The organism is Paraflavitalea sp. CAU 1676 (genome assembly GCF_029223285.1).
Taxonomy (GTDB): domain Bacteria; phylum Bacteroidota; class Bacteroidia; order Chitinophagales; family Chitinophagaceae; genus Paraflavitalea.
The window spans coordinates 64,890-89,519 of record NZ_JARHUJ010000003.1 but is presented as its reverse complement, the minus strand read 5'-3'; the positions used below and the strand labels follow the sequence as shown (position 1 = coordinate 89,519).

Annotated in this window: 20 protein-coding genes; 5 read left to right on the top strand and 15 right to left on the bottom strand. The window is 52.0% G+C overall.

Features of this window, described 5'->3' with window-relative positions; all coding sequences use genetic code 11:
* The 11 genes from P2H89_RS09180 to P2H89_RS09130 form a co-directional block, all read right to left on the bottom strand.
* Entirely contained in the window at positions 1 to 399 is a 399-nt protein-coding gene (locus P2H89_RS09180) for a GPW/gp25 family protein (protein WP_275826412.1), read from the bottom strand.
* 2 nt (positions 400 to 401) lie between these two features.
* On the bottom strand, positions 402 to 662 hold the full coding sequence (locus P2H89_RS09175; protein WP_275826411.1) for a PAAR domain-containing protein: 261 nt from the start codon (positions 660 to 662) through the stop codon (positions 402 to 404).
* A 1-nt stretch (position 663) separates the two neighbouring features.
* Positions 664 to 2,337, bottom strand: a complete 1,674-nt coding sequence (locus P2H89_RS09170) for a phage baseplate assembly protein V (RefSeq protein WP_275826410.1) — start codon at positions 2,335 to 2,337, stop codon at positions 664 to 666.
* Positions 2,337 to 2,996 (bottom strand): hypothetical protein, encoded by a 660-nt coding sequence (locus P2H89_RS09165; protein WP_275826409.1) that lies wholly within the window; start codon positions 2,994 to 2,996, stop codon positions 2,337 to 2,339. The genes P2H89_RS09170 and P2H89_RS09165 overlap by 1 nt, the downstream gene beginning before the upstream one ends.
* Positions 2,997 to 3,002: 6 nt before the next feature.
* The gene (locus P2H89_RS09160; RefSeq protein ID WP_275826408.1) at positions 3,003 to 3,167 is read right to left on the bottom strand and encodes a DUF5908 family protein; all 165 of its coding nucleotides are present in this window, start codon (positions 3,165 to 3,167) and stop codon (positions 3,003 to 3,005) included.
* A gap of 1 nt (position 3,168) precedes the next feature.
* Complete coding sequence (locus P2H89_RS09155; RefSeq protein WP_275826407.1) at positions 3,169 to 3,609, bottom strand: phage tail protein; 441 nt, start codon at positions 3,607 to 3,609, stop codon at positions 3,169 to 3,171.
* Positions 3,610 to 3,618: 9 nt separating this feature from the next.
* Positions 3,619 to 4,050 (bottom strand): phage tail protein, encoded by a 432-nt coding sequence (locus tag P2H89_RS09150; RefSeq protein ID WP_275826406.1) that lies wholly within the window; start codon positions 4,048 to 4,050, stop codon positions 3,619 to 3,621.
* A gap of 92 nt (positions 4,051 to 4,142) precedes the next feature.
* A complete protein-coding gene (locus tag P2H89_RS09145) occupies positions 4,143 to 5,966 on the bottom strand; it encodes a phage tail sheath C-terminal domain-containing protein (RefSeq protein ID WP_275826405.1) in 1,824 nt (607 codons plus the stop codon).
* Between the two features lie 24 nt (positions 5,967 to 5,990).
* Complete coding sequence (locus P2H89_RS09140) at positions 5,991 to 7,079, bottom strand: hypothetical protein (RefSeq protein WP_275826404.1); 1,089 nt, start codon at positions 7,077 to 7,079, stop codon at positions 5,991 to 5,993.
* Between the two features lie 5 nt (positions 7,080 to 7,084).
* Positions 7,085 to 7,669, bottom strand: a complete 585-nt coding sequence (locus P2H89_RS09135; protein ID WP_275826403.1) for a DUF4255 domain-containing protein — start codon at positions 7,667 to 7,669, stop codon at positions 7,085 to 7,087.
* A gap of 506 nt (positions 7,670 to 8,175) precedes the next feature.
* Entirely contained in the window at positions 8,176 to 10,545 is a 2,370-nt protein-coding gene (locus tag P2H89_RS09130; RefSeq protein WP_275826402.1) for an ABC transporter permease, read from the bottom strand.
* 229 nt (positions 10,546 to 10,774) lie between these two features.
* Between P2H89_RS09130 and P2H89_RS09125 the strand changes: the two genes are divergently transcribed.
* Positions 10,775 to 11,539 carry a HEAT repeat domain-containing protein gene (locus P2H89_RS09125; RefSeq protein ID WP_275826401.1) on the top strand — a complete coding sequence of 255 codons (765 nt, stop codon included), beginning with the start codon at positions 10,775 to 10,777 and terminating at the stop codon, positions 11,537 to 11,539.
* A gap of 93 nt (positions 11,540 to 11,632) precedes the next feature.
* On the opposite strand, the gene P2H89_RS09120 is transcribed toward P2H89_RS09125, so the two are convergent.
* The 3 genes from P2H89_RS09120 to P2H89_RS09110 form a co-directional block, all read right to left on the bottom strand.
* Positions 11,633 to 14,476, bottom strand: a complete 2,844-nt coding sequence (locus P2H89_RS09120; protein ID WP_275826400.1) for a glycoside hydrolase N-terminal domain-containing protein — start codon at positions 14,474 to 14,476, stop codon at positions 11,633 to 11,635.
* Between the two features lie 116 nt (positions 14,477 to 14,592).
* Positions 14,593 to 17,334, bottom strand: coding sequence for a family 78 glycoside hydrolase catalytic domain (locus P2H89_RS09115; protein ID WP_275826399.1), 2,742 nt, complete (start codon positions 17,332 to 17,334; stop codon positions 14,593 to 14,595).
* Positions 17,335 to 17,358: 24 nt separating this feature from the next.
* The gene (locus tag P2H89_RS09110; RefSeq protein WP_275826398.1) at positions 17,359 to 18,765 is read right to left on the bottom strand and encodes an acetylxylan esterase; all 1,407 of its coding nucleotides are present in this window, start codon (positions 18,763 to 18,765) and stop codon (positions 17,359 to 17,361) included.
* Positions 18,766 to 19,151: 386 nt separating this feature from the next.
* Here P2H89_RS09110 and P2H89_RS09105 point away from each other — a divergent pair, with 386 nt between their 5' ends.
* Positions 19,152 to 19,664 carry a hypothetical protein gene (locus P2H89_RS09105; RefSeq protein WP_275826397.1) on the top strand — a complete coding sequence of 171 codons (513 nt, stop codon included), beginning with the start codon at positions 19,152 to 19,154 and terminating at the stop codon, positions 19,662 to 19,664.
* 132 nt (positions 19,665 to 19,796) lie between these two features.
* Positions 19,797 to 20,117 (top strand): metalloregulator ArsR/SmtB family transcription factor, encoded by a 321-nt coding sequence (locus tag P2H89_RS09100; RefSeq protein ID WP_275826396.1) that lies wholly within the window; start codon positions 19,797 to 19,799, stop codon positions 20,115 to 20,117.
* 91 nt (positions 20,118 to 20,208) lie between these two features.
* Here the strand turns inward: P2H89_RS09100 and P2H89_RS09095 are convergent, their stop codons facing one another.
* Positions 20,209 to 22,098 (bottom strand): M23 family metallopeptidase, encoded by a 1,890-nt coding sequence (locus tag P2H89_RS09095; RefSeq protein ID WP_275826395.1) that lies wholly within the window; start codon positions 22,096 to 22,098, stop codon positions 20,209 to 20,211.
* A 318-nt stretch (positions 22,099 to 22,416) separates the two neighbouring features.
* Here P2H89_RS09095 and P2H89_RS09090 point away from each other — a divergent pair, with 318 nt between their 5' ends.
* Entirely contained in the window at positions 22,417 to 23,427 is a 1,011-nt protein-coding gene (locus tag P2H89_RS09090) for a sensor histidine kinase (RefSeq protein ID WP_275826394.1), read from the top strand.
* Positions 23,417 to 24,127 (top strand): LytTR family DNA-binding domain-containing protein, encoded by a 711-nt coding sequence (locus tag P2H89_RS09085; RefSeq protein ID WP_275826393.1) that lies wholly within the window; start codon positions 23,417 to 23,419, stop codon positions 24,125 to 24,127. Before P2H89_RS09090 ends, P2H89_RS09085 begins: the two co-directional genes overlap by 11 nt.
* Positions 24,128 to 24,630: the final 503 nt, after the last annotated feature.

Here is a 24,630-nt window from a genome sequence, read left to right as displayed (position 1 = left end):
TTACGCGTTTAGGTAAAATGGAAATAAGAAATTGTTGCGCTGCCTGGTCGATACGATAATGTAGTCGAGCTGCATCAGGTACCTGCCTTCGAGCGTTTCGTCGGCAATGAAATCGATGTTCAGGGGCCTTATCCTGGCTTCATACAAAGCGATACTTCTTACCAGCACCATCCGCATGTACGACTTGAAATGTTCATTGATGCTTTCGAAGATCATCGACTTCATGGCACTCCCGTAATTGGGTTGCATCACCCGCTCACCCAGCTCGGTCGTAAATAGTATGTACAAACTTTGGTTGATGTCTTCCACGCCCGATGTCATGGCCGTCGTATTTTGCTCCGGGTCAAAATGCGGGGGAAAAGCCCAGCCTGTGCCGATAATTTCGTTTTCAGTACTCATAGTTATCCGATTTGAACGGTGGGTAAGCCCACGGTGATAGCCGAACCATTACCCGGCACATCCCCTACCCGGATGGCCGGTTTGCCGCCAATCATGACGGTCATGCTGCCAACTGTAAAGGGGGCCGGCACATTGCCCGAGGAAGGGGTGCTGATATCACCCGCCACAGCGGCGGGTAAACTACCAATCAGTACCGTGGGCACACCTGCGCCCGTTACGATACCATCTGCGGTTACATCTGTTATTCTTCCTGCTGCCGGCATATCAATTGATCATTACCATGGAACCTTTTAGTTTTATATTACCCGAGGCATTGATCTCTACCGCAGCCCCATCGATCTTCACGTTGGCAGTGGCCTTGATCACAATGTCTTTGGTGCCCGTGAGGTTGATCTCGCTATCGTTCATCACGATCTTGTTCGAGTTCTGGTCCTGGATCGTGATCGACTTCTCGTCTTCCGATATCACGATCTTGTTGCCCCCGGGCGTCGATATCTCGTGAATAGCCTTCTCGTCATTCCAGGCCCACTTCATGCCTTTCTTCGTTATAAATACTTTGTCGTAGTTGTCGTCTTTGAATTCGGTATGGGGTGGTAACTTCGGACTGAATGCCGATCCCAGTACCACTGGTACATCGAAGTCGTTGCCGATAAAGGCCACGATCACCTCATCGCCGATCTCCGGCAGCAGCACCATGCCATATTGGTCACCCGCATAAGAGGTCGACAAGCGGGCCCACACTTCTTCCTGCGCATCCTTCCAGCCTGCTATCTTCACCTTAATGCGATTGAGGTTATCCGGGTCTTCCTGCAACTGTGTCACCAGCCCGGTTACAATCACCGGCCGGCTATGCGCCGGATGCAGGTTGTACTTGCACACATACGATTCATGGTTGAGTCCAAACTGTATATACGTACTGAAGCCTCCATCGCTATAATCCTGCATCACCGAGGTAATGATGAACTTGCCATTCACCACGTCGTTGAAGCCCGCGATCTCGATGGTGCCGCCCGGTTTGGCCGTCAGGTTGGCCTTGAGGCGCACCACACCATTGTGCTTCGAAAGTGTCTTTAACTGCGTAGCCGCATTTACCAGGTCGGTGCATTCCATATCATTGAAAGTACGGTAGTTGATGCCCGCATGCTTGCCTTTTACCGTCGGAGGTGTGCCCGCGGGCATCCCCTCTTCTTCGGTAGTAGTCTCCGCTTCCAGCGAACTCAGGTTGAAGCTGATCAGCTCCTGCTCTACCTGGTATTTTCTTTCGTCCTGTTCAACGTCCAGCTCAAATACATTTTGACCATATGCCGCCGTGATCACCTTGGTAGGGTCAAACTCCTGCGTGGGCTTGTCGATCGTTACAGTATCTTTCTCGGTGTAAATAAAACAGCCATTGGCCTCGGCACGTACATTGATGTAATCCCAGTCGTTCATGCCATTCTTCACCAGCTGCGTATGCTTCACGAGGAACTGGCTGGTAAGGTGGCTCGTCGCCAGCGTGCCACCATGTTTGGATACAATAGCCTCGATCACTTCCTTGTCCGACTGCTTCGCAAACACCTCCGTTTGGGTGCTCAGCGCCATGTTCACCAGCTTGTTCTTGGCCGTGATCTGCAGGCGCGTGCCCTGTGTCGAGTTCTTGTACTTGTGGCGAACAATATGACCTTCAAACAAAACGATCTCGTCGAAATCGAGCTTGGCCTTGATGGAGATCGGTGCCCCCGCTACCGGCAAGCTGCCGCTAAGCGGATTGGGAATAGGCGAATCGCCCATGCCTACTCCCTGTTTGAATAAGATATGGGCTGATGTGATGTATTGATAGGCCTGTTTTACCTGGATAGAGATCACCTGGAAGTCGGCCGCCAATGGTTGATTGTTGATGAACACATTGCAGGCATACTTACTGTAATCGATCGCTGGTAAAAGGTCTGTTAATGGCATTACTTGATGGTTATGTGTTGTCGTAAGCTGTTCAGGTCTTCCGAGCGCGCCATGTTCACCGCCTGCACCACGCTGTTGGTGGCCGTAAAGGCCGTGCTCAGGAAGCTCGCCACGTTCGAGATGGTATCCACCGCTTCCGGTACTTCGAAAGAGTCGAGGATGTCGATCTTCGGATTGGGAATGATCTCATTGAAAGTGGCCGAGATGGTGGCGCGTAAGGGAATACCCAGCTGACTGAACAGCGTATAGTTCACCGAATAGGACTCTACCTCGCACGAGAACATGAACGTGCCCCATACCAGCAGCAGTTTGGGCAAGGCCAGGTGAGCTTCCTTCGCCGCATTGAAGCTGAGCAGGTCTTTCTTCTCCGGCATCACCACCGAGCCAAACTTGCGCGCTTCCAGCAACACGATGCGCTGGTCGCCGTTGGCGCCCGTACCATCGATGAGGAAGTCGAACGTCATTTTACGCAGGCTGATGGCGTGTACCGGGGCGCTCTGCGAATCGTTGCCGGTAGCTTCTTTTTTGTCCTTCGTGAAATTGTATTCCACCTTATAACTCGCCGGGTTGAACATCGCCAGGAAGATCCTGGGCTTCAGCAGGTCGGCCGGGTTATCGAAGCTCTTGAACGACAGTATGGTCATTTTTAATAAAGACATACCGGATCAGCGTTGTTTTTTCTCCTCCAGGATCTCCATTACTTTCTCCACCGTTTGTTTCACCACTTCTTCTACCGAAATAGCACCCGCATCCGAAGCCAGCGCGGCCGCAGCAGGGCCGTTCTTGTCGATATTCGTGGTGATCACGATCTCATGAATGATAATGGGCATCTTACGAGTTGATGATTTTGAAATACTGGTAGTAGAGTTCGAGTGATTCGATCACCAGCGAACTGCTTTCGGCATTGAAGTTCGAAATGCTCCACTTGAGCGGGTAGGCATTCAGGAAACGGTAAGCCATCAGCGGTTCCTTCTTCTCATTCAGCAGCGCCACGATGATCGTGGTAGGCTGAATAGAAAGATTCTCGACCGCATCCCGCACCCAGTTGGTGAGGGTCGATTGCACCGCCAGCCCCCGCTTCAATACCAGCGGTGTATAGTTCGCACGCGTAGGCAGTTTCTGGGTAAAACGGTTCTCCCCGCCTTCTGCCACATCCTCCGTTTGCAGCTCCATGCCAATGCCCGCCACGTCCTGGAAGGCAATGTCGACCGGTTCATTGCTGATCTCGAAACTTACCCAAAATGAAAATCCTACTGGCGGATAACGGCTCATAATAAAAGTTTAAACGGCTTCGATCACCAGCCCCTCATGGGCCATTTCGATGGTTTCAACAGCCACTTCATTGGCGTCGCTCTTGAGGTCGGGCGCAGTTACCTTGGTAGGCCACGCATTCTTCAGCCGCCAGATGTACACCGGCTCATGGTTCTCGTTCAGCAGCGATATAGTAATATCCCTCCGCACTATCTTGCTCAGCGAAACCGTATTCAGCCACTGGAAGAACTCATTGTCGCCATTGAACATGCCGCGCTTCAGCGTCACGTTGCCATACTTCTGCAACCCCGGCATCTTTATCTTATGGTATTCCGGGCTGGAGCCGTCCCGGTACTCGATCATTTCATTTTCAATATTGAGACCCGTTACTTCTGTGAAACCAATCTTGGAACCGCCCCATTCCACCCGGAAGTGGAACTTGGGGAGTGGATAATTTGCCATGGTAAATGTTTTATGAGTTTAACTGCCAGCCCCGGAATGGTCGTAGGAGGTCACCGATCACCGGGCCAGACAAACGTTTTTACAATAGTCAATTAAGAAACCGCCAGTTTGTGCGAGAACCGGAGGATGATGAACTCTGCGGGGCGCACCACGGCCAGCCCGATCTCTACGATCAGCAAACCATTCAGGATATCGTCCTGCGTCATGGTTTGGTTGAGGCCCACCGCCGTATAAAAAGCATGCTCGGGTTTAGCGCCCTGCAGCGCCCCTGCACGCCACAGGTTGGTGAGGTAATTATCGATCATGCCCTTTACCCTGATCCAGGTGTTGGCATCATTAGGTTCAAATACAAACTGGCGCGAAGCATTCTGGCAGCTCTCCTCTACCATGTTGAAGAAGCGGCGCACGTTCACATAACGCCATTCGTTGTTGTTGCCGGCCAGGGTGCGCGCGCCCCATACGAGGTTGCCCCTGCCCACGAACTGGCGTATGCAATTGATGGATTTGCCATTCTCGGCATCCACGTTGAAGTCTTCCTGGTCCAGGTCGCTCAATGGTACCTCAGGTTTTACAACAGCATTCAGCGACACATTGGCCGGTGCTTTCCACACGCCCCGGCTCCTGTCAACCGCTGCATAAACACCGGCAATCGCAGGTGATGGCGGCAGCAACAGTGGAATACCAAGAAACGCTTCTTTCAGCTTGGCTTCAAATACCGAGTTGAAGAAGGACACGATCTTGGAGAGGAACGTGTTGTTCAGTTTCGTATAATCGCCGTCATCAACGCCTTTGTTGGTCTTGAGGTCGGTCTTGATAGCAGCATCGAGGGCGCCGAAGGCGCCAGTTACCTTGGCCTGCAGTTGCAACAGCAGCGTCTCCTTTTCCTTGGCCGCCGTATCGGCATAATTGAACTTGGGTTGATTGGCTACTACCGCCGCATCCGACTGCACCTTGATCTGGTCGTTAAGCGTTTTGGTATTGGTGAGCAGCGTTTGCGCAGCAGAAGAGGAGAAATAAGGCACAATGGCATTGATCCGGCTGCTGATATCGCTGATCTTGGAAGTATAGGCTTCGGTACTGATGTTCTTGAAATACTCGGCATTGAGCGCCGCAATAACACCATTTACGTTGAATAATTCCCTGGCCGCTTTGTAGTTGATGTTGTTAAGCAGGTTGGCAGATGTATTCGCAGCGATCACATCGGCGGCAAAGGTCATCTTGATATCGGCGGTGGCATAATCGTAGCTATACGTGGTCTCCACATGGGGGAAATAGGCCGCGCCGTATTTGATCGCATCGCCGTTGTTGGAGATGGTATTCCTGAACTCCGTCTTCGACTTCGTGGCCGATACCTTATTGGCTGTGAGCTCGCGGTTTACGTCGATGATCACGAACTTGTCCTGCAGGGCTGATACTTTCTGCAATGCTGCATTGTATACGTCGTAATACTGATCCTTGTTGGTAAGCCCCGAAAGGTCGGGCACCACGATGAGCGTTACCTCGTCTACCAGGTCCAGTTTCAGCAACTCATTCTTATACGTATTCACGTCAACATTGGTACGATCAAAATCACCGATGCTATGAATATAGCAGGGGCCGCCGCCATTGTCGAAATAGTGCTTTACAGCATAATACATGTTGTTGTGGTAGGCCGATGCTAACTTGGCCTCCGCCGGCAAATTCAGTTTTACGAGCACTTCTGCTTTTACCACATCGGCAAAGCCATAATAGAACTCGTAATCGGCCAGTGAGTTGATCTTTTTGGCTACGCCAATAAGATCCCCAGCCTTTATCTCCACAGCCTTTTGCGTAACCCCGAAGAAGCAGGGAATGGCGGTTTCAACAGAAGCCACGGAAGGTGGCAGCTTAACGATTTCTTCCAGGTATACACCGGGAGTTTTATAACTAAATGCCATGTTTGGTTTTTTTAGCTTAAGAAATTATTTGGTGATCGTAATGTTTGCAGTATTCGTAGCCGGGTTATACGTATTCAACGGGTTCACCGGCATATGGTTCTTTTTAGCACCGGTCACAATCGTAACCTGGTCCAGTTTGTTGAGATAGATCTTGTAATTGTTGACGGTGCCGGTCACTTTCTTGTAGTTCGGCATCTGCGGATGGTCGATGGCCACTACGCCGGGCACATCTACCCCATCCAATTGTAACTTGGCCGCTCCATCGAACTGCCGTGTATTCACTGTCAGCGATATCGTGGCCTGGAATGAAGGGAAATGGATGATGTAATTGTTCAGGTCGGCATACTTGAGCGGGTTGGTATCATTGACCGTAAGGCCCGCTGTGGGGATACTTACCAGGCCGATGGTGCCTGCCGGTAGCAGGCCGGGTGTTACCAGCATCTTCGCAAAGCTCTTCAAGGCACTATTGTCCGAAGCCCTGTTAAAGGAAATGGCGGCTGTTTTGAAGCGTACTTCGTGCAACGCTTTGTGCACTGCCTTCAGATCCTCATCTTTAACAACCGGTATCACCGTTGCATCGATGGTTACTTTCAGGTCCAGTGGCTGTGTGGCCGTGCCCAGGGGCTTTTGAATCAGCGAATGAATGCCGGAGAGCGATACATCAGCCGGTATATAAGGCACCAGGTCGCCCGCAGCCAGTACCGCCGCAGCCCCACAAGGCTTGCAGGATATTGTTCGTTTGTTATAGGTATAATCTGCCGCAGGCGCAGTGGGTTTTACAAATAAAAGCTGATTATTCAGATTGAGTCCACTGGCTTTCACGGGCGCTGCATCGGGAGCAGTGATATAGAACAGCAGTTGAGCCGGCAGCTTGTCCACGGCTTGCGCAGGTGGTGTAATACCAAAATCGAAAGGGAGCAACAAACGGGTAAAATGCCCGGTTTGCACCACATAGCCTCCCAGGCTTTCCATCCTTTGTGCCAGCGATGGTTCCGGCAGCAGTTGGAAAAGACTGCCTTCTTTGATGAAGTCGATCTCTTTGCCCGTGCTGTTCGCATCTGCCCAGAAATTGGCGGTGTGAAACAAGGTGAGTATGGGTGTTAGCTTTTTCAAGTGGCTTATATCTTTTTGTGTAAGGCATTGACCATGGTTTCCTCGATCGGCGGACCACCAGGCGTTACATCTGCATTATCTACAGGGATCGTCTTGAATTTATAGACCACCGATGGATGATACTTCCCGCCGAAAAGACCCCACAGGTCATTGGTTTGCTCATAGTTCAGCGACACAAACTCTGCCCGCACCTCTTCCAGTCCGGCCGGATAATTGGCGGGCACCACCGCATTCGTTTTGTCGATGCGCGGCTTGCTTTGGAAGTACTGGATCACATTCTCCAGCATATCGATACCATTATAGTTCTCGTGGTTCTTGGTATAAAAAGTAAACAGACAAATGATGTTGAGCCAGATGGGGGGCTTGCGGTAATTGATCTCGTTGTTGAACTTCACGTAATTGTCCGGACTCTTCAGCATCTTTTCCTCTTCTATGCTTACGATGCTGATGACAATGATATCGGTGGGGCCGTCACTTTTGTCTATGACATTGTTGAGGTTGGAGCATAGCACAAAATCACTGCTGGCGCCAATCTTATTGGAGATAAATGTATTGAGGTCTTTTTTAAGGAAGGACAGAAAAGGTCCCATGGCAATATTTCGTTTCTAAATAAAATGGAGCATCCGTTCACCCCTCTTGTAAAGGCGTTGAAAGGCCGGCTAATGAAATGCCCGTTCTTTCAGGGTGAACATGTACGCCGCCGGCATGGTCAATGCCTGCAACGGTTCAATCCGGTTGAATGCTGATGGCTACCTGGTCGAATAATCAGAATGTGCCAGTTTCAAAGGGGGATGGATCGGTGTAAAAGATTCTACAATATCAGAGTTTGGAAAGGACAGGGGGAACTGTGGCGTGAAATATTTAATCAAATGTCAACGAAAGTATTTAGAACACCAATACCCAATTCGTGGTATTTTGATCGCATCACGCTGCACAACTTACCGGTTAGTGGTATTAATCGGGTTGATGCGATCCTCCACTTCGTAGTTTTACGTAAGACGAATGCCTTAATGTGTTCAAAGGACAGATTGCGCAAAAGGAAAGGCCCTGCTTTTATACAGGGCCTTCTTGCAATCAGACAAGAGAAAAAAAGTTATTATTCGCTGCGCAAACTTTTAACCGGATTCATAAGAGCCGCCTTCACCGATTGGAAGCTGATGGTGACCAGTGCAATGAGCACGGCCAATACACCTGCCACCGGGAATACCCACCACTGTATGGCGATGCGGTACGAATAGCTTTGCAGCCATTGATGCATCGACCACCAGGCCAGCGGAAAGGAGATAATAGCCGACACCAGCACCAGTTGCAGAAACTCTTTCGAGAGCAGGTGGGTAATGCCGGTTATGCTGGCGCCCAATACCTTGCGGATGCCGATCTCACGCGTACGGCGCTCGGCTGTATAAGCTGCCAATCCAAATAAACCAAGGCAGGAGATCACGATGGCCAGTGCTGCAAACACGCGAGACAATTTGCCGATCAGGATCTCACTATTCAGACGGTCATTGAATTGGTCGTCCACAAATTTGTAATCAAACGGATAGCCGGGATTGCCGCGCTGCATCACGTCGCCGATCTTTACCAGGGCCTCGTTTACGGGCATGCGGTTGGCAAGTCGTATATACAGCGTACGGGCAATTTCTTTATTTAGGAAGAACAACACCGGGTCGCTCTTGGTGTACATATCGCCATAGATGAAGTTCTTCGCCACGCCTACCACCTGGTATACCGGGCTGCCGGGCTCAGTACCATAGGTGATGGTTTTACCCACCGCACTCCCTGCTCCCATCATGCCCGCCAGCGTTTCGGAGATCACCACGTTGTTGCTGTCGGCTACGGCATTCTCCTGGAAGTCGCGGCCTTCGATCACCTTCATCCCGGCCGTGGCGATGAAATCGCGGGTAATGCCCCGCGCAGAGACCAGGATATCTCTCGAAGGATCTTTCCCCTGCCAGGTGAATTGAGAAGTATTGTTACCAATATCGATGAGGTTATAGCTGTTAAGGGCTGCATTGTCGGCTGCGCCCGATTTGATGAGCTGCTCCCGGATGGTCTCGAAGTTCTTGATGGTATTACCGCGCACTTCTATCGCCAGCAGGTTGTTGCGGTCGTAACCCAAATCGCGTTTCTTGACGTGCTGTATCTGCTGGTAGATGATGATGGTACAAATAATGAGTACGATAGATACGGTGAACTGCGTTACCACGAGTCCCTTACGGATAAAGGCTGCACTGCCGCCCTTGATCCGCATGCCTTTAAATACATATACCGGGTTGAAGGACGACAGGTAAAGTGCGGGATAACTGCCTGCCACCAGTCCGCAGATCAGGGCGATGCTCAGTAGTGCCAGCACATGCAGCGGTTGATCCAATCCCAGGCTCAATTCTTTTTCTACCAGTAAATTGAAAGCCGGCAGTACCATCACGATCAATACGATCGCTGTCATAACAGCCAGTAAGGCCATCAGGATCGATTCACCGATAAAGCGAACGATCAGTCGTTGCTTGCCTGCGCCCAATACCTTACGTACACCCACTTCGCGCGCACGCTTCTCACTGCGGGCTGTGGCAAGGTTCATGAAATTGATACAGGCTATGAGCAATATGATCCAGGCGATCACGGTAAACATGCGTACATATTCTATCCGTCCACCAGCTTGCCGTCCATCTTCAAACTGATCGCGCAGCCGCCAGTCGTTCATGGCGAAAAGAAAAGGTACGGTGGAGGACTCGGTCAGGTTCTTTTTAATAGTGCCTGCCAGTAAATGATCCACCCGGGCTTTATCGGCAGAGGGCGATAGTTCTACATAAGTAGCGATGCTATTGGCGCCCCAGCGGGTGAGCCGATCCTTATTATCCTGGAAGTAAACGGCAAAGGGCGCTACCCATTCCAGCTTCAGCGTAGAGTTGTTGGGCAGGTCCTTCACAACCCCACTGATCACATATTCCTGTTTATTGTCGAGCTTAATGGTTTGTCCTACCACACCGGTCGACCGGCCGAAGAATTGATGGGCCATTTTTTCGGAGATCACGATGGCATAGAGTTCCTTAAAGGCATTGGCCGCATGGCCATCCAGCCATTGCCAGCTGAACATCGAAAAGATGGAGGGATCGGCAAAGCCGCCGCGTTCATAGATCGCCTTGTCGCCGATCGAGAACAAGGTAGGCCGGCTGCCGCTCAACCGGCAGGCTTCCGCAATACCCGGTATCTCCTGTTTAATGGCTTCGGCCAGGGGCCCCGGGGTCGACATAAAGGTGCGCACCTTGCCTTCATAAGTTTGGTTCTCTACAATGCGGTAAAGCCGGTCCTTCTTGGCGTGTACGGCATCGTAATTCACCTCATCCTCCATCCACAAAAAGATGAGGCCCGCACAGGCAATGCCGATCGCCAGGCCGAATATATTCAGCGCGCTATACGATTTGTTGCGCCACAGGGAGCGCAGGGAGGTCTTTAGAAATTGAATCATATTGTTCCAGGTTACTGTTGGTTTCCCAAAAAGATGCCACCTTGTAGCTGCTTTGTAAATCAATTAGTTAAGTATGGCATTGCGGAGGTTACTGTTCGGTTTTGTTACAGCATTGTTCGGTTTTAGGGAACAGGAACGGTAGTTGCCAGACATGTCCGGGCAAGTTGTTATCTATCCGGCATTTGGCTTGCCACCAAAACTGGTGTAATATCGCAGCTTCAAATAACCCATGGCTTTTTACGATCTCTCCAGGCAGGAAAGGGCCGGCGTCGTAGCCGCCATCAAGGCCGACATTACGGCCGAACTTACCCGCGGTACACCCGCAAAAACCGGGGCATACTTCGCCCATGAGGATACCTATATCCGCAAGGCCGCCTATCTGTCGGTGGGCCGTATCTACTTTGAGCAGGAAGCCCTTCAACCGAATGTCATTGAAAGGTTGAACGCCTTGCTGCAGCATTCGGATTTTAAAGTCCGGCAAACGGTCATCAATGCGGCAGGTGAAATTGGCAAGCAGGATTTTGCCGTGGTGCAGCATTTCTTCGACCAGGGCCTACTCGATGCGCATCATTCGCCCCGGAATGCGGTTATAGGTTCCGTGAAGAAGATGGGAGAAGTGAATCCCGTACCCGTGCTGCAATGGGCCCGGCAATACCTGCACCACGAGGACAAAGAGATCCGCCGCGAAATATGTCATGGTATTGAGCTGCGCGGAAGAAAACATCCACTCGATATAATGCCCCTGCTAAAGGAATTGCAGCACGATAAAACAGCCCGTGTGCGCAATACGCTCGTGCATGTGATCGGCCAGATCGCCTACAAAACAGGTTGCCTCGAACAGGTGGTGCAGGAATTGAACCACTGGGAGAACAAACAACTGGTCGCCGACGCCCTCGAAGAGATCATCGACGTGCATCACCGCTACTGCGATTTCGCGGCCCTTACCCAGGACCAGGCCCGCGAATACATTGCAAAGCATAGCTGCAGACAATAAAAATAGCCCGCCGGAGCGGGCTGTATCTTTTTTAGCAGGCAAATTATTTGCTTGAAGCAGCTAACTGTTGCCTTTGCTGCGAATGAACGTGTTTTACTTAAAGTCTCCAGGCCGTACGGTGTACGATTTACCCGGCTGTGTAGTGAGGGTAAGTGCTTTTCCCTGGTAATGCAGTAAGCAAGCGCCGCCTGCTTTCGACCGCACGGTCAATTGTGCCAAAGCACCGGCTTTCCATTGCAGGTCCAACTCAAACCCGCCCCGTGCACGAAGCCCTTTAATAGAACCAGTAGGCAATGCAGTTGGTAAAGCGGGCAGCAATTCGATATAGCCCATATGGCTTTGCACCAGCATCTCGGCCATGCCGGCAGCACCGCCGAAATTGCCATCTATCTGGAAGGGCGGATGTGCATCGAACAGGTTGAGGTATACACCACCACCTTCATTGCCGCCGCCATCGGCCGCGGCCAATAATCTTTCTGCCATCTTCAGGGTATGATCGCCGTCCTTGAAACGTGCCCATAAATTTACCTTCCAGGCAAGGCTCCAGCCGGTACCGCCATCACCACGGTATAACAAGGATTGGCGCGCCGCTTGCATCATATCGGCCGACTCATCCCAATTGATATCCGTACCGGGATAAACGCCCCATAAGTGCGATACGTGCCGGTGTTTGTTGCTCGTATCATCCTTGTCCTGCAGCCATTCTTTCAACTGTCCATATTTACCAATTTCATTGGGCGCCAGCTGTGCGGCCTTTTCCTTCCAGGTTGTCTGCAACGCCGCATCTTTTTTCAGGATCGCAGCAGCCTTCGCCGTATTCCGGAACAGTTCGCGGATGATCTGGTGATCCATCGTAGGCCCGGCCACCAGCCCACCCTGCTCGGGCGAGTTGGAGGGCGTGCTGATCAGCTTACCCGATACCGGATCTTTTACCAGGAAGGCCACGAAGAAGTCAGATGCCGACTTCATCAAGGGATAGGCTTCCTGCAGGAATTGTTTGTCCTGCGTAAACAGGTAATGCTCCCACAGGTGCTGGCATAACCACGCGGCGCCCGTAACCCATATGCCGTGGTTGGCAGCGTTGATGGGCGCCGTGCCGCGCCAGAGGTCAGTGTTGTGGTGCAATACCCAGCCCGGGGCATTGTAGTGCTCTTTGGCAGTACGCTGTCCCGTTATGGATGCCTCCTTGATCAGTTTGATCAATGGCTCCGTACAGGCTGACAGGTTCAGCAATTCTGCCGGCCAATAATTCATTTGCAGGTTGATGTTCGAAGTGTACTTGCTGCCCCAGGGGGGCGTGAGCAGATCATTCCAAATGCCCTGCAGGTTCGCAGGTTGTGTGCCTGGTCGCGAGGAAGAGATCAACAGGTAGCGGCCATATTGCATGTACAACGATAACAAGGCAGGATCTTTCACGGCGCTAAATTGCAAAATACGTTGGTCAGTCGGCAGGGCTGCATGCGCAGTGTTGCCAAAGTCGACGGAGAAGGTATTGAAGTATTTGTGGTACTCGTTAATATGCGCAGTCCGGATGTTACTATATGTTTTGCCCCTCAATTGTTGAACCGCCTGCTTGCACAGCGCATCGGGATCGCCACCGGCATCGGCATAATTCTTAAAGCTGGTACCGGCCACCAGGTAGAGGGTCGCTTCATCTGTATTGCGGAGAATGATGGAGCTATCGGTTACGGTCACCGTACCCTGCCTCGCGTCAACCTGGAGATAGCTGGTAGCTTTTAATACGCCATTGCGTACTTTCAGTGAAAGCGCCAGTGTGCGGTCATCGATCTTTTTGGTGAAATGAAAGAGGTGTGGCGATTTCAGCAGCGCTTCCAGGCTAATGCTGCCTGCCTTGCTGGCTTTGAGGTGAATAGCCATCGTCGGTTGTGGTGCGCTCGACAAGTATTCCCTGGTATACGTGACGCCATTTTGCTGATACGATACCGTAGCAATGGCATTGGAGATATCGAGATCGCGTCGATATCCGCTAACTGCTTCCTGGGCCGATGCGCCGGTCATACGCAGCCATAGATCGCCGAAAGGCTGGTAATCGGCCTGGTAGCGTGGCAGTATAGGCGGATTGTCGTGCTGAATATGGTATTTCCAGGTGGCGCTCAATGGCTGGCTGTTGGCGGGTGATCCATCTTCGGGGTAAAATACCAACCCTTTTTCGTTACCCCTGGCTGGTATGATGCCGCCTTTATCGAAATAATTCAGCACCTGTATCGCGATGGTATTTTGTCCTTTTCGCAAAGAAGCTGCCGGTACCAGGTAATGCCGGTTGATGGTCATGGTATCGGTACTGCCGACACGCACACCGTTCACATAGGTAATGTCTGCATCGCGTATCCGGCCAAGGTCCAGCCATATATTCTTACCGGCCCAGGCGTCGGGCAATTCGAAACTGCTGCGCAGCCACACGGCGCCATCCAGTCCTTCGAGGCCAGCACTCTCCCATCCGTTGTTGTTGGGCGCCTGCAACACAGGCCAGGCCGCATCCTTGAAGTCCTGCGCTGTATACTTCGTTTCCTGCAGCATTTTATTGCGCCAAACGGCCCGGTCCAGGTCGTAGGTTTCCTGCAAGGGATATTTTACCCCCATGAACTCCTTTTCTGCGAGGGCTTCCGCTTCGCGTTGTTTACCTTCCTGTAACAACTGGCGAATGGGTTGCAGGTACCGGTAAGCGCCATTACGCTGGTATTCATGCGGCCCGCCGGACCATAGCGTTTCTTCATTGAATTGAATATGGTCATTCATGGCATCACCATAGATCATGGCGCCTAAGCGGCCATTGCCGATGGGCAGGGCCTCCGTCCATTTTTTAGCAGGCTGTTGATACCAGAGTTGAAGGGTTGCCGAAGAAGATTGCGCACATACAGGCGTGCCATAGCCAAGGACCAAGGCGCATAAAGCAACACAAAAAGCAAATTTTATCATCGCTATAAAAATCTAATAATTATTGAATATAGACTTTATAGCAAAAAGCAAAGCAAGTATATAATACCAAATATAAACACAACCGGTTGCGTTGGCCACCGGAAGTAAAATTGTTTCTATTGAACAACGAACGCGTATTGCCCAGAACCGATTTCCACCTTTGCGGCTCCTTTGTCGTAAGTCAGCACTTTTACGGCCCTACCACTTTCAGTAAGTTTTTTTCCTTCGGCACCCGGCACCCAAACGGTGGCTTTCGTATTGGCAGGGATGGTCACTTGTAGCGTAAGGCGACTGCCTTGTTGGCTCCACTCACTGCGTATCGATCCATACAACGATTCATAACTGCCTTTCACCGCTGTGATATCGCCCACCACTTCAGGTTGTATCAGGATATGCTGAAAAGCTGTAGATTGATCCACTTGCCTGATGCCGGCGAGCCCGCCATAAAACCACTCCATGATATGGCCCAGCATCAGGTGGTTGTTGGAGACCACCTCCAGGGCCGGCCAGGATTCCGTGAGCGCCGTAGCGCCTTTCTTCAACTGGTAGCCATAACCCGGCACATCATCGCGCGAGTTCATTTCATACAACAGTTGCGAAGCGCCGCCTTCGTGCAGGGCCTGCACCAGGAAGTGAAAACCCACATCGCCGGCAGTTAGCTTTTGGCCACCCGCCTTAATAGAATCGACCAGGTTCTGCAATACGGCCGCCTTGTGCTGGTCTTCTACCAGTCCCAATGCCAGGGGCATCGCCATGGCGGTCTGACTGCCGGTTGAATACACCATCGTCTTCTTGTTGAAGAACGTATCGTTAAACTGTTGTTTGATCTCGCGGGCCAGTTTGCTGTACTGATCTGCCGCTTCGGATTTGCCCAACAGGCCGGCCATATCACGCATCAACGTGGCATCGTAATAGTAGATGGCTGTAGCCGTGAGCCCCATCGGCGTTAGCTGTGCAAAGCCGGGCCGTTCCGGCCCCATATCATACCAGTCGCCCAGACCATGATTGAGTATATGGTTTTTGGCTTTCGATTCAAGATAGCCAATGTATTTTTCCATCATGGGCCAGGCTTTGCGCATAGCCACCGTATCGCCATACCACTTGTGTTGCAACCAGGGAAGAATAATGGCCGCACTACCCCACTCTGGTGAATCGCGGAAACCGCCATCGAACAACACAAACTCCGGCGCAATATCGGGCACCAGGCCGTTAGGCTGTTGCGCATCGATCATATCCTGCACCAGCTTGTTGTATAAGTTGTACGTCTCGAAATTGTATTTCACCGAAGCGCCCATCAGGTAATCCTGCTCCAGCCAGCCCAGTTTTTCGCGGTGCGGACAATCGGTGAGCACACTTTGGAAATTGCCCTTGATGGCCCATTGTATCAGGGTGTCGATGCGGTTGAACAGTTGGTTGGAACTGGTGAAAGAGCCCGTTGCCGGAGCACTGTTGCGGGTGTGTAACAGCTTGAGCGATTTGATGGCTGGCAGTGCCGGGTTACGGGCCTTGTCGGGTGCAGCACCCTCTACCTGCACATACCGGAAGCCATAATAGGAAAACGAAGGCCGCCAGGTCTCTTCACCATCCCCCTTCAGCGTATAGCTGAAATAATAAGGGCCGCCGGTAGCCTTTTGATTGGCCAGCTGTTGTTCATTGATCAGTTCGCCCGGTATCAATTTAACCGTTTGTCCTTTGCGGCCCCGCACCTTGATTTCAACGATGCCCGAGGTGTTCTGGCCAAAATCATACATATAGCTGCCGCTTACGGGTTGCCATACTTTGCTCGGTGCAAAGGTTTGCATCACCTGCAGAGGATAATCGCTTTCCGCTGCGAGCTGGCCCTGTGGAGCAGCGACGGGTATCGCCTGCTTCCAACCGGCATCCTTGAAGGTGGCTTTATTCCAGCCAGCCTGCTCCAGCTGGGCGTCATAATCTTCTCCACCAAAAATACTGTTGTAGGTGATGGCCGACGGAGCTGTCTTCCAGCTTTGGTCCGATACGATGTTTTGGGTGCTGCCATCTGTATACCTGATCTGCAGCAGGCAGATCAGCTTCGGCATACCGAATACACTGACGAGCTTGCGGTAGCGCTCGCGGTTGATATGGTGAAACCCATTGCCCACCACCACACCGATGGCATTGCTGCCGGGCAATAACTGCTTCGTTATATCATAGGTGTTGTACAACACGGTTTTGTCGTAGTAGGTCCAGCCCGGCGCCAGGAATCGGCTGCCGGTCTTTTCCCCGTTCACGCTTAATTCATATTGCCCCAGACCGCTTACAAACAGTAAGGCGCTACTTACTTTTTTATGGAGCGAAAATCCTTTTCTGAACAAAGGAGTTACGGGACGTTGTTTGGCCTTATCGCCCAGTTTGCCGCCGCTGCCATGAACGCCGGGCAATACGCGCATGGTATCGTGCAGATCCTCATAACCGATCCATTGGGCCTGCTGCCAGTCGGCCGTTGTAAACAGGCCGGTGGTAAAGGTTGCCGCTTTGCTCCAGGCCATCGCTTGTTGCTTGCTATCCCATACCCGCACGCGCCAGTAATAAGTAGTGCCCGACTTTAATGCTTTACCGTTATAAGTTACATGGATGGAGTTGGACGATGCCTGCCTGCCGCTGTTCCATACGTTGCCTGTCCCTTTACCGGCATCGACGGCATTGTCGGCAACAATGAGTTGATAGGCCGATTGGGTTACATTCCGTTGAGTGCTGTTGATCTTCCAGCTGAACACCAACTGTTGCGCATCGATACCAACGGGATCAACGCGGTGGCCGGTACGCAGGTCATACAACTGTGCAACGGATAGTTGTGATAGGAACAGCAGGGCAATAAATACAATCTTGCGGTGCATAGGGAGTCTTTTCGTAAATCCTGGCTATTGCTTTATCGTTGAGGGAAACATGGCCTGCAGCCCTTCAAATCCTTTGATGGCATTGGGCGGCAGCTTTTCACCATTGGCGCCAAATACCTTCATCGCGGTTTCGGGTTCGATGGTCACCTTGCTTTCATCGAGCTTTCCGTCGGCGGAGAGCAGCGCTTTGGTATCGAGCCTGAAATGTTTCGCAATGAACTGGTATAGCGGTTGCCGTTTATTGGGACCAAAATCATGACCCTCTTCCGGCAGGTGCACATTCTCTACCTGGCTGGTCTGCCCATAATAGCCATATATCTTTTGCAAATAAGGAAATTCTGTGTTGGGTACCTGGTCGGTCCAGTCTTTACCATCGGAGATCACCAGCTGCGGACGTGGTGCTGCCATCGCAGCGATTTCTGGATTGGCCGTGCCGCCTCCGCAAAGGTGCACCGGCATGCCGCTTTCGCAAGGGCAGCCGCCACTGTGGTACGAGGAAAGCATCACCACCGGTACGCTCAGCTTAATGCGTTTGTCGAGTGCCGTGATCAGCATGGTATGGCTTCCGCCGCCCGATCCACCGGAAATAGCGACCCGGCTGGTGTCAGCTTCCTTGAGCGTGAGCAGGTAATCGAGTATGCGGATGGTACCCAGCGCCTGCACGGTCATCGCCAGTGCGCGGCGGTGGTCTTCTGTCTTGAATTGTAACAGCGATTCGCCCCAGGCAAAGAGGTCGTAGCTGATGGCCATACAACCCATACGAGCCATGGTGGCGCAGCGGTATTGACAATCGGCCCGGTAACGGTGCTGTTGCCAGTGACCGTCGGGACACAATACCACCGGTATTTTGCCTTTTGCTTTGGCGGGGCGGTATAGCGAGCCAGCAATGTAAACCCCTGGCAATACTTCGAAAGCCAGGTTCTCGATGGTGTAGCCATCCATCGTTCTTTTATTGGCCGAAATGGGTTTGACCACCGGCGTGGGAGGCAAAGGCGTTAGTTGCAGCGCTTGCCACATGCAGGGGATCATGGAATCGCGGCGTTGTTCCCACTGCTGCGCATTGCTGTATCTGGAAGCTAGATAGTCGAGCCGCGCCCTACCGTCTTCGGGGCTCAGGCGGTGGTACTCGAAGTATTTTAGTTTGTATTTCTTATCGCCCGTTTTATTGACCGATAGATCGAGCGGGGCCAGCACGTTGTTGATCGTGGCTTCGGCGTCGGGCCGGTAGCGCCAGCGCGCGTAGTTGACCCATTTGTCTTTCACCATCTCATCATTGTATTGCAACTTCACGCCGTATCGCAGCTCGATATCGGCGAGTACATCTTTCAGCGGCATCCTGAACTGCTCGTCGGAGGTCTGGGCCCGGAGCGCCGGCAGGCAGGATAAAAAAACATTAATGAGCAATAACTTCTTCTTCAAACAGGCAATCATTGTTAGTATTTAGGATGCTGGTAATTTACCGCGCATTTATTGTACGATCGACAATTATGTCGTTAAAGTATCATTAGAAAGACCTGGCCCCAAGCGCTGAGTTCCGGCGCCACTGCTCCCTGCCTCTTTTTTACAATCGCTACAGTCCGACTCATTCCCCCTGGAGCGAAACCAGCAGCGCAACGCTTGCTGGCCGGCTTCCTCATTCCCCCTTGCCGCGAAACCGGCAGCGTAGCTATTGCCGCCCCCTCAATCGCCAGTTCCGGTGGTTGGTTTGTATCCTCCCTTAGTCGGGCGCTGACGGTCGTACGTATATCTCCCCCGCAGACTGTGGCAAATGGGAGTAAATTTATTATGGAAGGATCATTAACCCATCCTTTACCATCATGACCAAAACAACCGTTTCCACACTGAGTGCAGCCGGCATCGGCGCAGCCGCTCCGCGGCCTACACTGCCTATCATACTCAAGGCGGGACTGCTGGCAGGTTTGCTCGACATCATCGCTGCTTTTGTAAGTTATAGTATCAAGACGGGGAAGAACCCGCTGCCGATCCTGAATTATATCGCCAGTGGTGTCGTAGGGAAGGAAACCGCCTATGGCGACAGGGTCCTGATGGCCATCGTAGGGCTGCTGCTGCATTTTTTGATCGCTACCATCTTTGCCGCTATTTTTTACTATGCCTGGCCGCTTATTCGTAAAGTGAGCACCCATTGGGTGGTTACGGGTCTGGGGTATGGCGTTTTGGTGTGGCTGGCCATGAACCTGGTCGTAGTGCCGATGAGCAATACGCCCGGGGCAGCGAAGCACACAACATCCGGCGTAATTATTGGGATGTTGATACTGATGTTTTTTGTGGGATTGCCTATTGCTTATGTAATAGCGAGGAGGAGGGTTTAAAGCGGCTGGAATCGCCGTAAGGGGAGCCTGTACGGGACCCCGCGGTAGGTCAGCTTATAGTCCTCACAGCACCGGATCATTTTTATCGCCTGCAAGCCTCTGGCCGGCAGTGCGTTACCTCAATCAATAGCCATGAGACGTGATGTATTCCAAGCCATTGCCGATCCTACCCGGCGTCAGATCATCGGGTTGTTATCCCGGCAAACGCTTACACTGAACGGCGTAGCCGAGCATTTTGCCGTAAGCCGGCCCGCCATTTCCAAACACATGAAAATATTAAGTCAATGCGGGCTCGTGACCATCAAACAGCGGGGCCGCGAGCGCTATTGCGAAGCCATCCTCTTCAAGTTACAGGAGGTGACCGACTGGGCCGAGCAATACAATGCTTCCTGGACCACGCGGCTGGATGCCCTGCAGGGTGTGTTGGAAACGGAAGAGGAAGCTGTAACCTGACCGGTCACGCCGCACCCACCAGCTTGCAGGGCCCCGGTTGCCGCCTCAAGAACAGCTGTCTCCATTGTACGCAGTTCAATAACCAGTAGTCTTACCCTTTTTTGAAAGTGAGCTGCCGGCTGCTGGTATTGCCTGCCACATCCGTTGCCGACACCGTCACCTGGTGATTGCCCGGTTTGCAGGAGGGGGGTATGTTCACCACGAAGTCGCGCCCCTTTTGCTCATACAGTAACCATTGTCCGTTCAAAGTGGCCTTGAAACTGGCAACGCCAGCCGTTTCATCGCGACAGTTGAGCGGCAGGCGGATCGTATTGCCCGAAAAGGTCTGTCCTTCATTCCATCCCGATAATTGTATGGTGGGAGCTTCCGTGTCGATCAGCAATTGTACGCTGCCCAGCGTATTGAACGATGCTGTGAGCCAATCGTCGCGCCATTTGCCTTTGTCGATCACCTTTTGCTGCCCGTTGTTCAATTGCATCACTATTTGCTTCCTGAGGTGGGCTGGTACTGAACCCATTACTTTCAACGAAACCGAATACGCTTCATGCACCGGCACCAAGGGTTGGTGCAAGGCCACCAGGGCCGATGCCTTGTTGCGTGCTGCTGAGGCTTGTTCCTTCAATACAAAAGCTACCGTATCATAGAATGTTCTCGCTGTAAAGGAGACCTTGCAGTTGGGTGTGCTCAGCACGGCTGCTTTTCCGGGCGCCAATATACGGGCGCCTTTTTCAATAGGCGGCGCCAGCTCTTTGGCGCCCGAATACTGGATCGTGCTATTGAACTCCGTTACATTATTGTTCACGTCGTACAGGCGTAAATTGAGCTGGTGCACATCACTATCTGCCAGATCGATCAACCCACTACCCTTCCAGGCAGGCAGGTGATTGCCCGGTAAGGTAGACAGGTGCTGCACGAATGACCCCGAGCGGATCCATTTGCTGTAATCGATGCAGGCATTGATATAGCGCGTATCGGTCTCGTCGATATCATCCATGACCGCTTCATGCACCAGTTTGTTGTCGAGCCGGACCTCTACGCGGTAAATGCCAAAACGAAACCGATTGTCATTGTCTTTGTCGGTGGCGCGCATGGCGAGACTGATGCGGGGCGAGCGCACCTTGATCACGGGCCGCACCGCCCGGTAATTGCCTTCCGATCCGGTGATGGAGATCGTATTGGCGCCACTGCTATAGGTGCTGTACTGGCGGTTGTACCAATACAGGTTGTGCAAAACCGGCGGCGTATCATCGTCGGCCGCATACCCATGCAGTAAGGGATTGAGGTTACGACCTGTTTTAGTATCGCGCACTTCAAAGTGCAAATGGGGCGCTTCCGATCCGCCCGTATTGCCGCTGCGGGCGATCAACCCGCCTTTTTCAACCGGGTATTGAAAGGGTTTGAAGCTGATATCCTGTTCGCGCTGCTGCGTTTTCAACTGCTGTTGCTCTACTGCGGTTTGCAATTCATCGTAAAAGCGGTTGAGGTGCGCATACACCGTCGTATAGCCATTGGGATGGGTAACGAATATAGCTTTGCCCAAACTGTATTCCTGAATAATGATGCGGCTTACATAACCATCAGCCACCGCGTATACCGGCAGGTTCTCTTCGCCGTCCGTGCGCACATCGAGCCCCATGTGAAAATGCTGCGGCCGCAACTCGCCAAAATTGCCCGAGAGCCGGAAAGCTGTACCTACCGGCCGGGTAAAACGGGAAGATGCCGGAGATAGCAACAGGTAAAGGATGACACCTCCCACGCCAACGGCCGCCAACGGCCACCACCGCAGCCAGTGTTTACCACCACGCGCACGACGTGTAGAGGCAGTGGCTGGTTGCTGAACCCCGGCCTTTCCTGGTTGAGCGAAGGTTTCCGAAGCCAGGGTAGCGTTCGTTGCTGCTGCTTTTGCGGAGGCGCCGGCATGGGCAGGCCACGACAAGGAGGCTGGCATCGGTTGCCCGCCCCTGTTGACAGAGTTATCCATAAAGTTAATTTGAAGGTTAACCAGCCAGCCGGGTATGTTCCCACTTCTACCATACATATTGGAACATCCTGTACCGGCATGCGACGTGATGCCGGTACAGCGACGTAGGACCGGGTCGACACCCGATCCGCCATACACCCGGTGGCTGGTTGTTGTGTAATTTTTCAATCGCCGCTCCGTGCAGACCGGCTGGTTGAGGATGGAAAATTACCTGCGCGCCGGGCGCCTGCCAACCCAAATCGACAAACAGGCTGCCCACCTCTACCAACCCGGGCTGGGTTATTAAGGGCGTTTGGCAATTAATAATACCTTTGGCCGATGCGAAAAAGATTGATCCTGCTGCTGGTAATGTATGTGGCGCTTTATTTCCTGTTGCATATCGCTTACGACCTGCCCAACCTCGTGAATGGCCGCTCCCATTTTCTCGGATTCACCCACGGTCTTGGCAGCCTCATCAATGGCATCATGAATATCGCCGTATATTTCCTGTTTGCCCTGGTGCCCTACCTGCTGCTGTTTCGTTTTTATCCGCGGCGCGTATTTGTGTTTGTACTGCTTACGCTACTATCCCTGGTGGTCCTGTTCTACTTTTGTTATGTGCTGGAAGAATGGAAATGGAACCGCGACCTGCGCCTGAAAAACTATTTCCTGGAGAATATCTTTTACGCATTTATGTTTGTGGTGTATGGAATCGTGTTCTTTTTTATCCGCTATGCGCAGCACAAGGAACTGGAACAAAAAGATATGGTGATCCAGAACCGCCAGTCGGAACTGTCATTCCTGCGTTCGCAGATCAATCCACATTTTCTATTCAACAGTCTGCACAATATCTATTCGCTGATGTACCAGAACTCAGCAGGGGCGCAGGAAGCCATCCTCGGCCTGTCGGACCTGCTGCGGTATATGTTGTACGATGCCAGTGAAAAAGTTCCCCTGCAAAAAGAGATCGAATATATCGACCGGTATATAGCTTTGCAACGGATACGGTTCGATCATCCGGTACATGCCCCCATGCACATCACCGGCGATACGTCTGGGATGCAGATACCCCCGCTCCTGCTGATTCCCTTTGTGGAAAATGCCTTCAAGCATGGAGATCTTACGGAAGCGGGCGACGGAGTATCTATCACCATCCATGCCGGCAACCGGAATATCTACTTCCATTGTGTCAATAAGAAAGGCCATGGATTGAAGGATGCGGTGGGGGGGATCGGACTGCAGAATGTAAAGCGGCGGCTCGAGTTGCTGTATCCCGACAGGCATGTGCTGAAAGTAAAAGTGACCGAAACCCATTTTACCATCAACCTCGAAGTGACCAATGAGCAATAATCCGCCCCTCCGCTGTGTGGTAGTAGACGACGAGCCGTTGGCCGTGGGCCTGCTCGCGCAATACATCGGTAAAACCCCGGGCCTCACCCTCGTTTTCAAAACGACCCATGTGCTCGAGGCGCTGTCGGTAATAGAACAGGGCGATGCCGACCTGCTTTTCCTTGATATCCATATGCCCGAACTGAGCGGTATGCAGTTTATGAAGATCATCGGCAACCGTTGCAAAGTGATCCTTACCACGGCTTATCCCCAGTATGCCCTGGAGGGCTATGAACACGATGTGGTGGATTACCTGCTCAAACCCTTCTCCTTCGACCGGTATATGATGGCGGTCGTGAAGGCCAAAGAACGGCTGGAGCAAAAAACAGCAGCGCCGGCCAGCGAACCACCCGATCATATCTTTATCCGCGCCGAATACCGCATCCAGAAGCTCAACTTCGACGCTATCCTGTATATCGAAGGACTGCGCGACTATGTCGCCTTCCACACCCCCGCCGGTAAGGTGCTTTCCTTGGAGAGCATGAAGAAGATGGAGACCCTGCTGCCTGCCGGTACCTTTATCCGCATACATAAATCCTACATCATCAACCGCAATAAGATCGAATTCCTCGATCGTGGTAAGGTTATCATCAACGGGCAGTACCTGCCGGTGGGCGATACCTATCGCGAGCGCTTTATGGCCCAATTGGGTATCGATTAGCAAAAAAAGCATATGATGCTTTCGGTAAGATACGGGTGTAAGCAGCTGTGCATGCCCGTGGAAACCCGTAGAAGAAGTATAAGGGTTTACCATTATGGTGAGATAAAAGTATGAGGTCCTGCTCATATCTGAGCCTCTGATTTTCAACTTTTCAGCAAAGCGGTTATATTTGCGGTACCCCAAACAGTTACAACGAGTATTCAATATCGTTAAGTGTAACCGCTTTGTAGGTCGGCTACCGCCCCTATAAAGACAACTTTTCGCCGGAACTGCCTTGACCTTACAGGCTTCGCCGGAAAGGGCTGCATTGCTGCTATGGCTTTGACTCCTCGGCACTTTGGACTTAACCGTTATTGGGTCTGTATTCTACAGCAAAATGAGTACCTGCGCAAACCTCAATTCTATTGCGTAGTGGTGCAATGTTTACATGCCTTTTAAAAAAGTATTTCTGTCCTGTGAAATGCATCGTAACTACGGATTTTTCCGGCGATACGCAGGGGGAA

Coding starts and splice junctions, on each gene's coding strand:
- P2H89_RS09170 (WP_275826410.1), bottom strand. CDS start 2,337: ATGCCATTAACAGACCTTTTACCAGCGATCGATTACAGTAAGTATGCC.
- P2H89_RS09085 (WP_275826393.1), top strand. CDS start 23,417: ATGAGCAATAATCCGCCCCTCCGCTGTGTGGTAGTAGACGACGAGCCG.
- P2H89_RS09135 (WP_275826403.1), bottom strand. CDS start 7,669: ATGGGACCTTTTCTGTCCTTCCTTAAAAAAGACCTCAATACATTTATC.
- P2H89_RS09100 (WP_275826396.1), top strand. CDS start 19,797: ATGAGACGTGATGTATTCCAAGCCATTGCCGATCCTACCCGGCGTCAG.
- P2H89_RS09165 (WP_275826409.1), bottom strand. CDS start 2,996: ATGTCTTTATTAAAAATGACCATACTGTCGTTCAAGAGCTTCGATAAC.
- P2H89_RS09095 (WP_275826395.1), bottom strand. CDS start 22,098: ATGGATAACTCTGTCAACAGGGGCGGGCAACCGATGCCAGCCTCCTTG.
- P2H89_RS09175 (WP_275826411.1), bottom strand. CDS start 662: ATGCCGGCAGCAGGAAGAATAACAGATGTAACCGCAGATGGTATCGTA.
- P2H89_RS09090 (WP_275826394.1), top strand. CDS start 22,417: ATGCGAAAAAGATTGATCCTGCTGCTGGTAATGTATGTGGCGCTTTAT.
- P2H89_RS09115 (WP_275826399.1), bottom strand. CDS start 17,334: ATGCACCGCAAGATTGTATTTATTGCCCTGCTGTTCCTATCACAACTA.
- P2H89_RS09160 (WP_275826408.1), bottom strand. CDS start 3,167: ATGCCCATTATCATTCATGAGATCGTGATCACCACGAATATCGACAAG.
- P2H89_RS09105 (WP_275826397.1), top strand. CDS start 19,152: ATGACCAAAACAACCGTTTCCACACTGAGTGCAGCCGGCATCGGCGCA.
- P2H89_RS09180 (WP_275826412.1), bottom strand. CDS start 399: ATGAGTACTGAAAACGAAATTATCGGCACAGGCTGGGCTTTTCCCCCG.
- P2H89_RS09150 (WP_275826406.1), bottom strand. CDS start 4,050: ATGGCAAATTATCCACTCCCCAAGTTCCACTTCCGGGTGGAATGGGGC.
- P2H89_RS09145 (WP_275826405.1), bottom strand. CDS start 5,966: ATGGCATTTAGTTATAAAACTCCCGGTGTATACCTGGAAGAAATCGTT.
- P2H89_RS09120 (WP_275826400.1), bottom strand. CDS start 14,476: ATGATAAAATTTGCTTTTTGTGTTGCTTTATGCGCCTTGGTCCTTGGC.
- P2H89_RS09125 (WP_275826401.1), top strand. CDS start 10,775: ATGGCTTTTTACGATCTCTCCAGGCAGGAAAGGGCCGGCGTCGTAGCC.
- P2H89_RS09110 (WP_275826398.1), bottom strand. CDS start 18,765: ATGATTGCCTGTTTGAAGAAGAAGTTATTGCTCATTAATGTTTTTTTA.
- P2H89_RS09155 (WP_275826407.1), bottom strand. CDS start 3,609: ATGAGCCGTTATCCGCCAGTAGGATTTTCATTTTGGGTAAGTTTCGAG.
- P2H89_RS09130 (WP_275826402.1), bottom strand. CDS start 10,545: ATGATTCAATTTCTAAAGACCTCCCTGCGCTCCCTGTGGCGCAACAAA.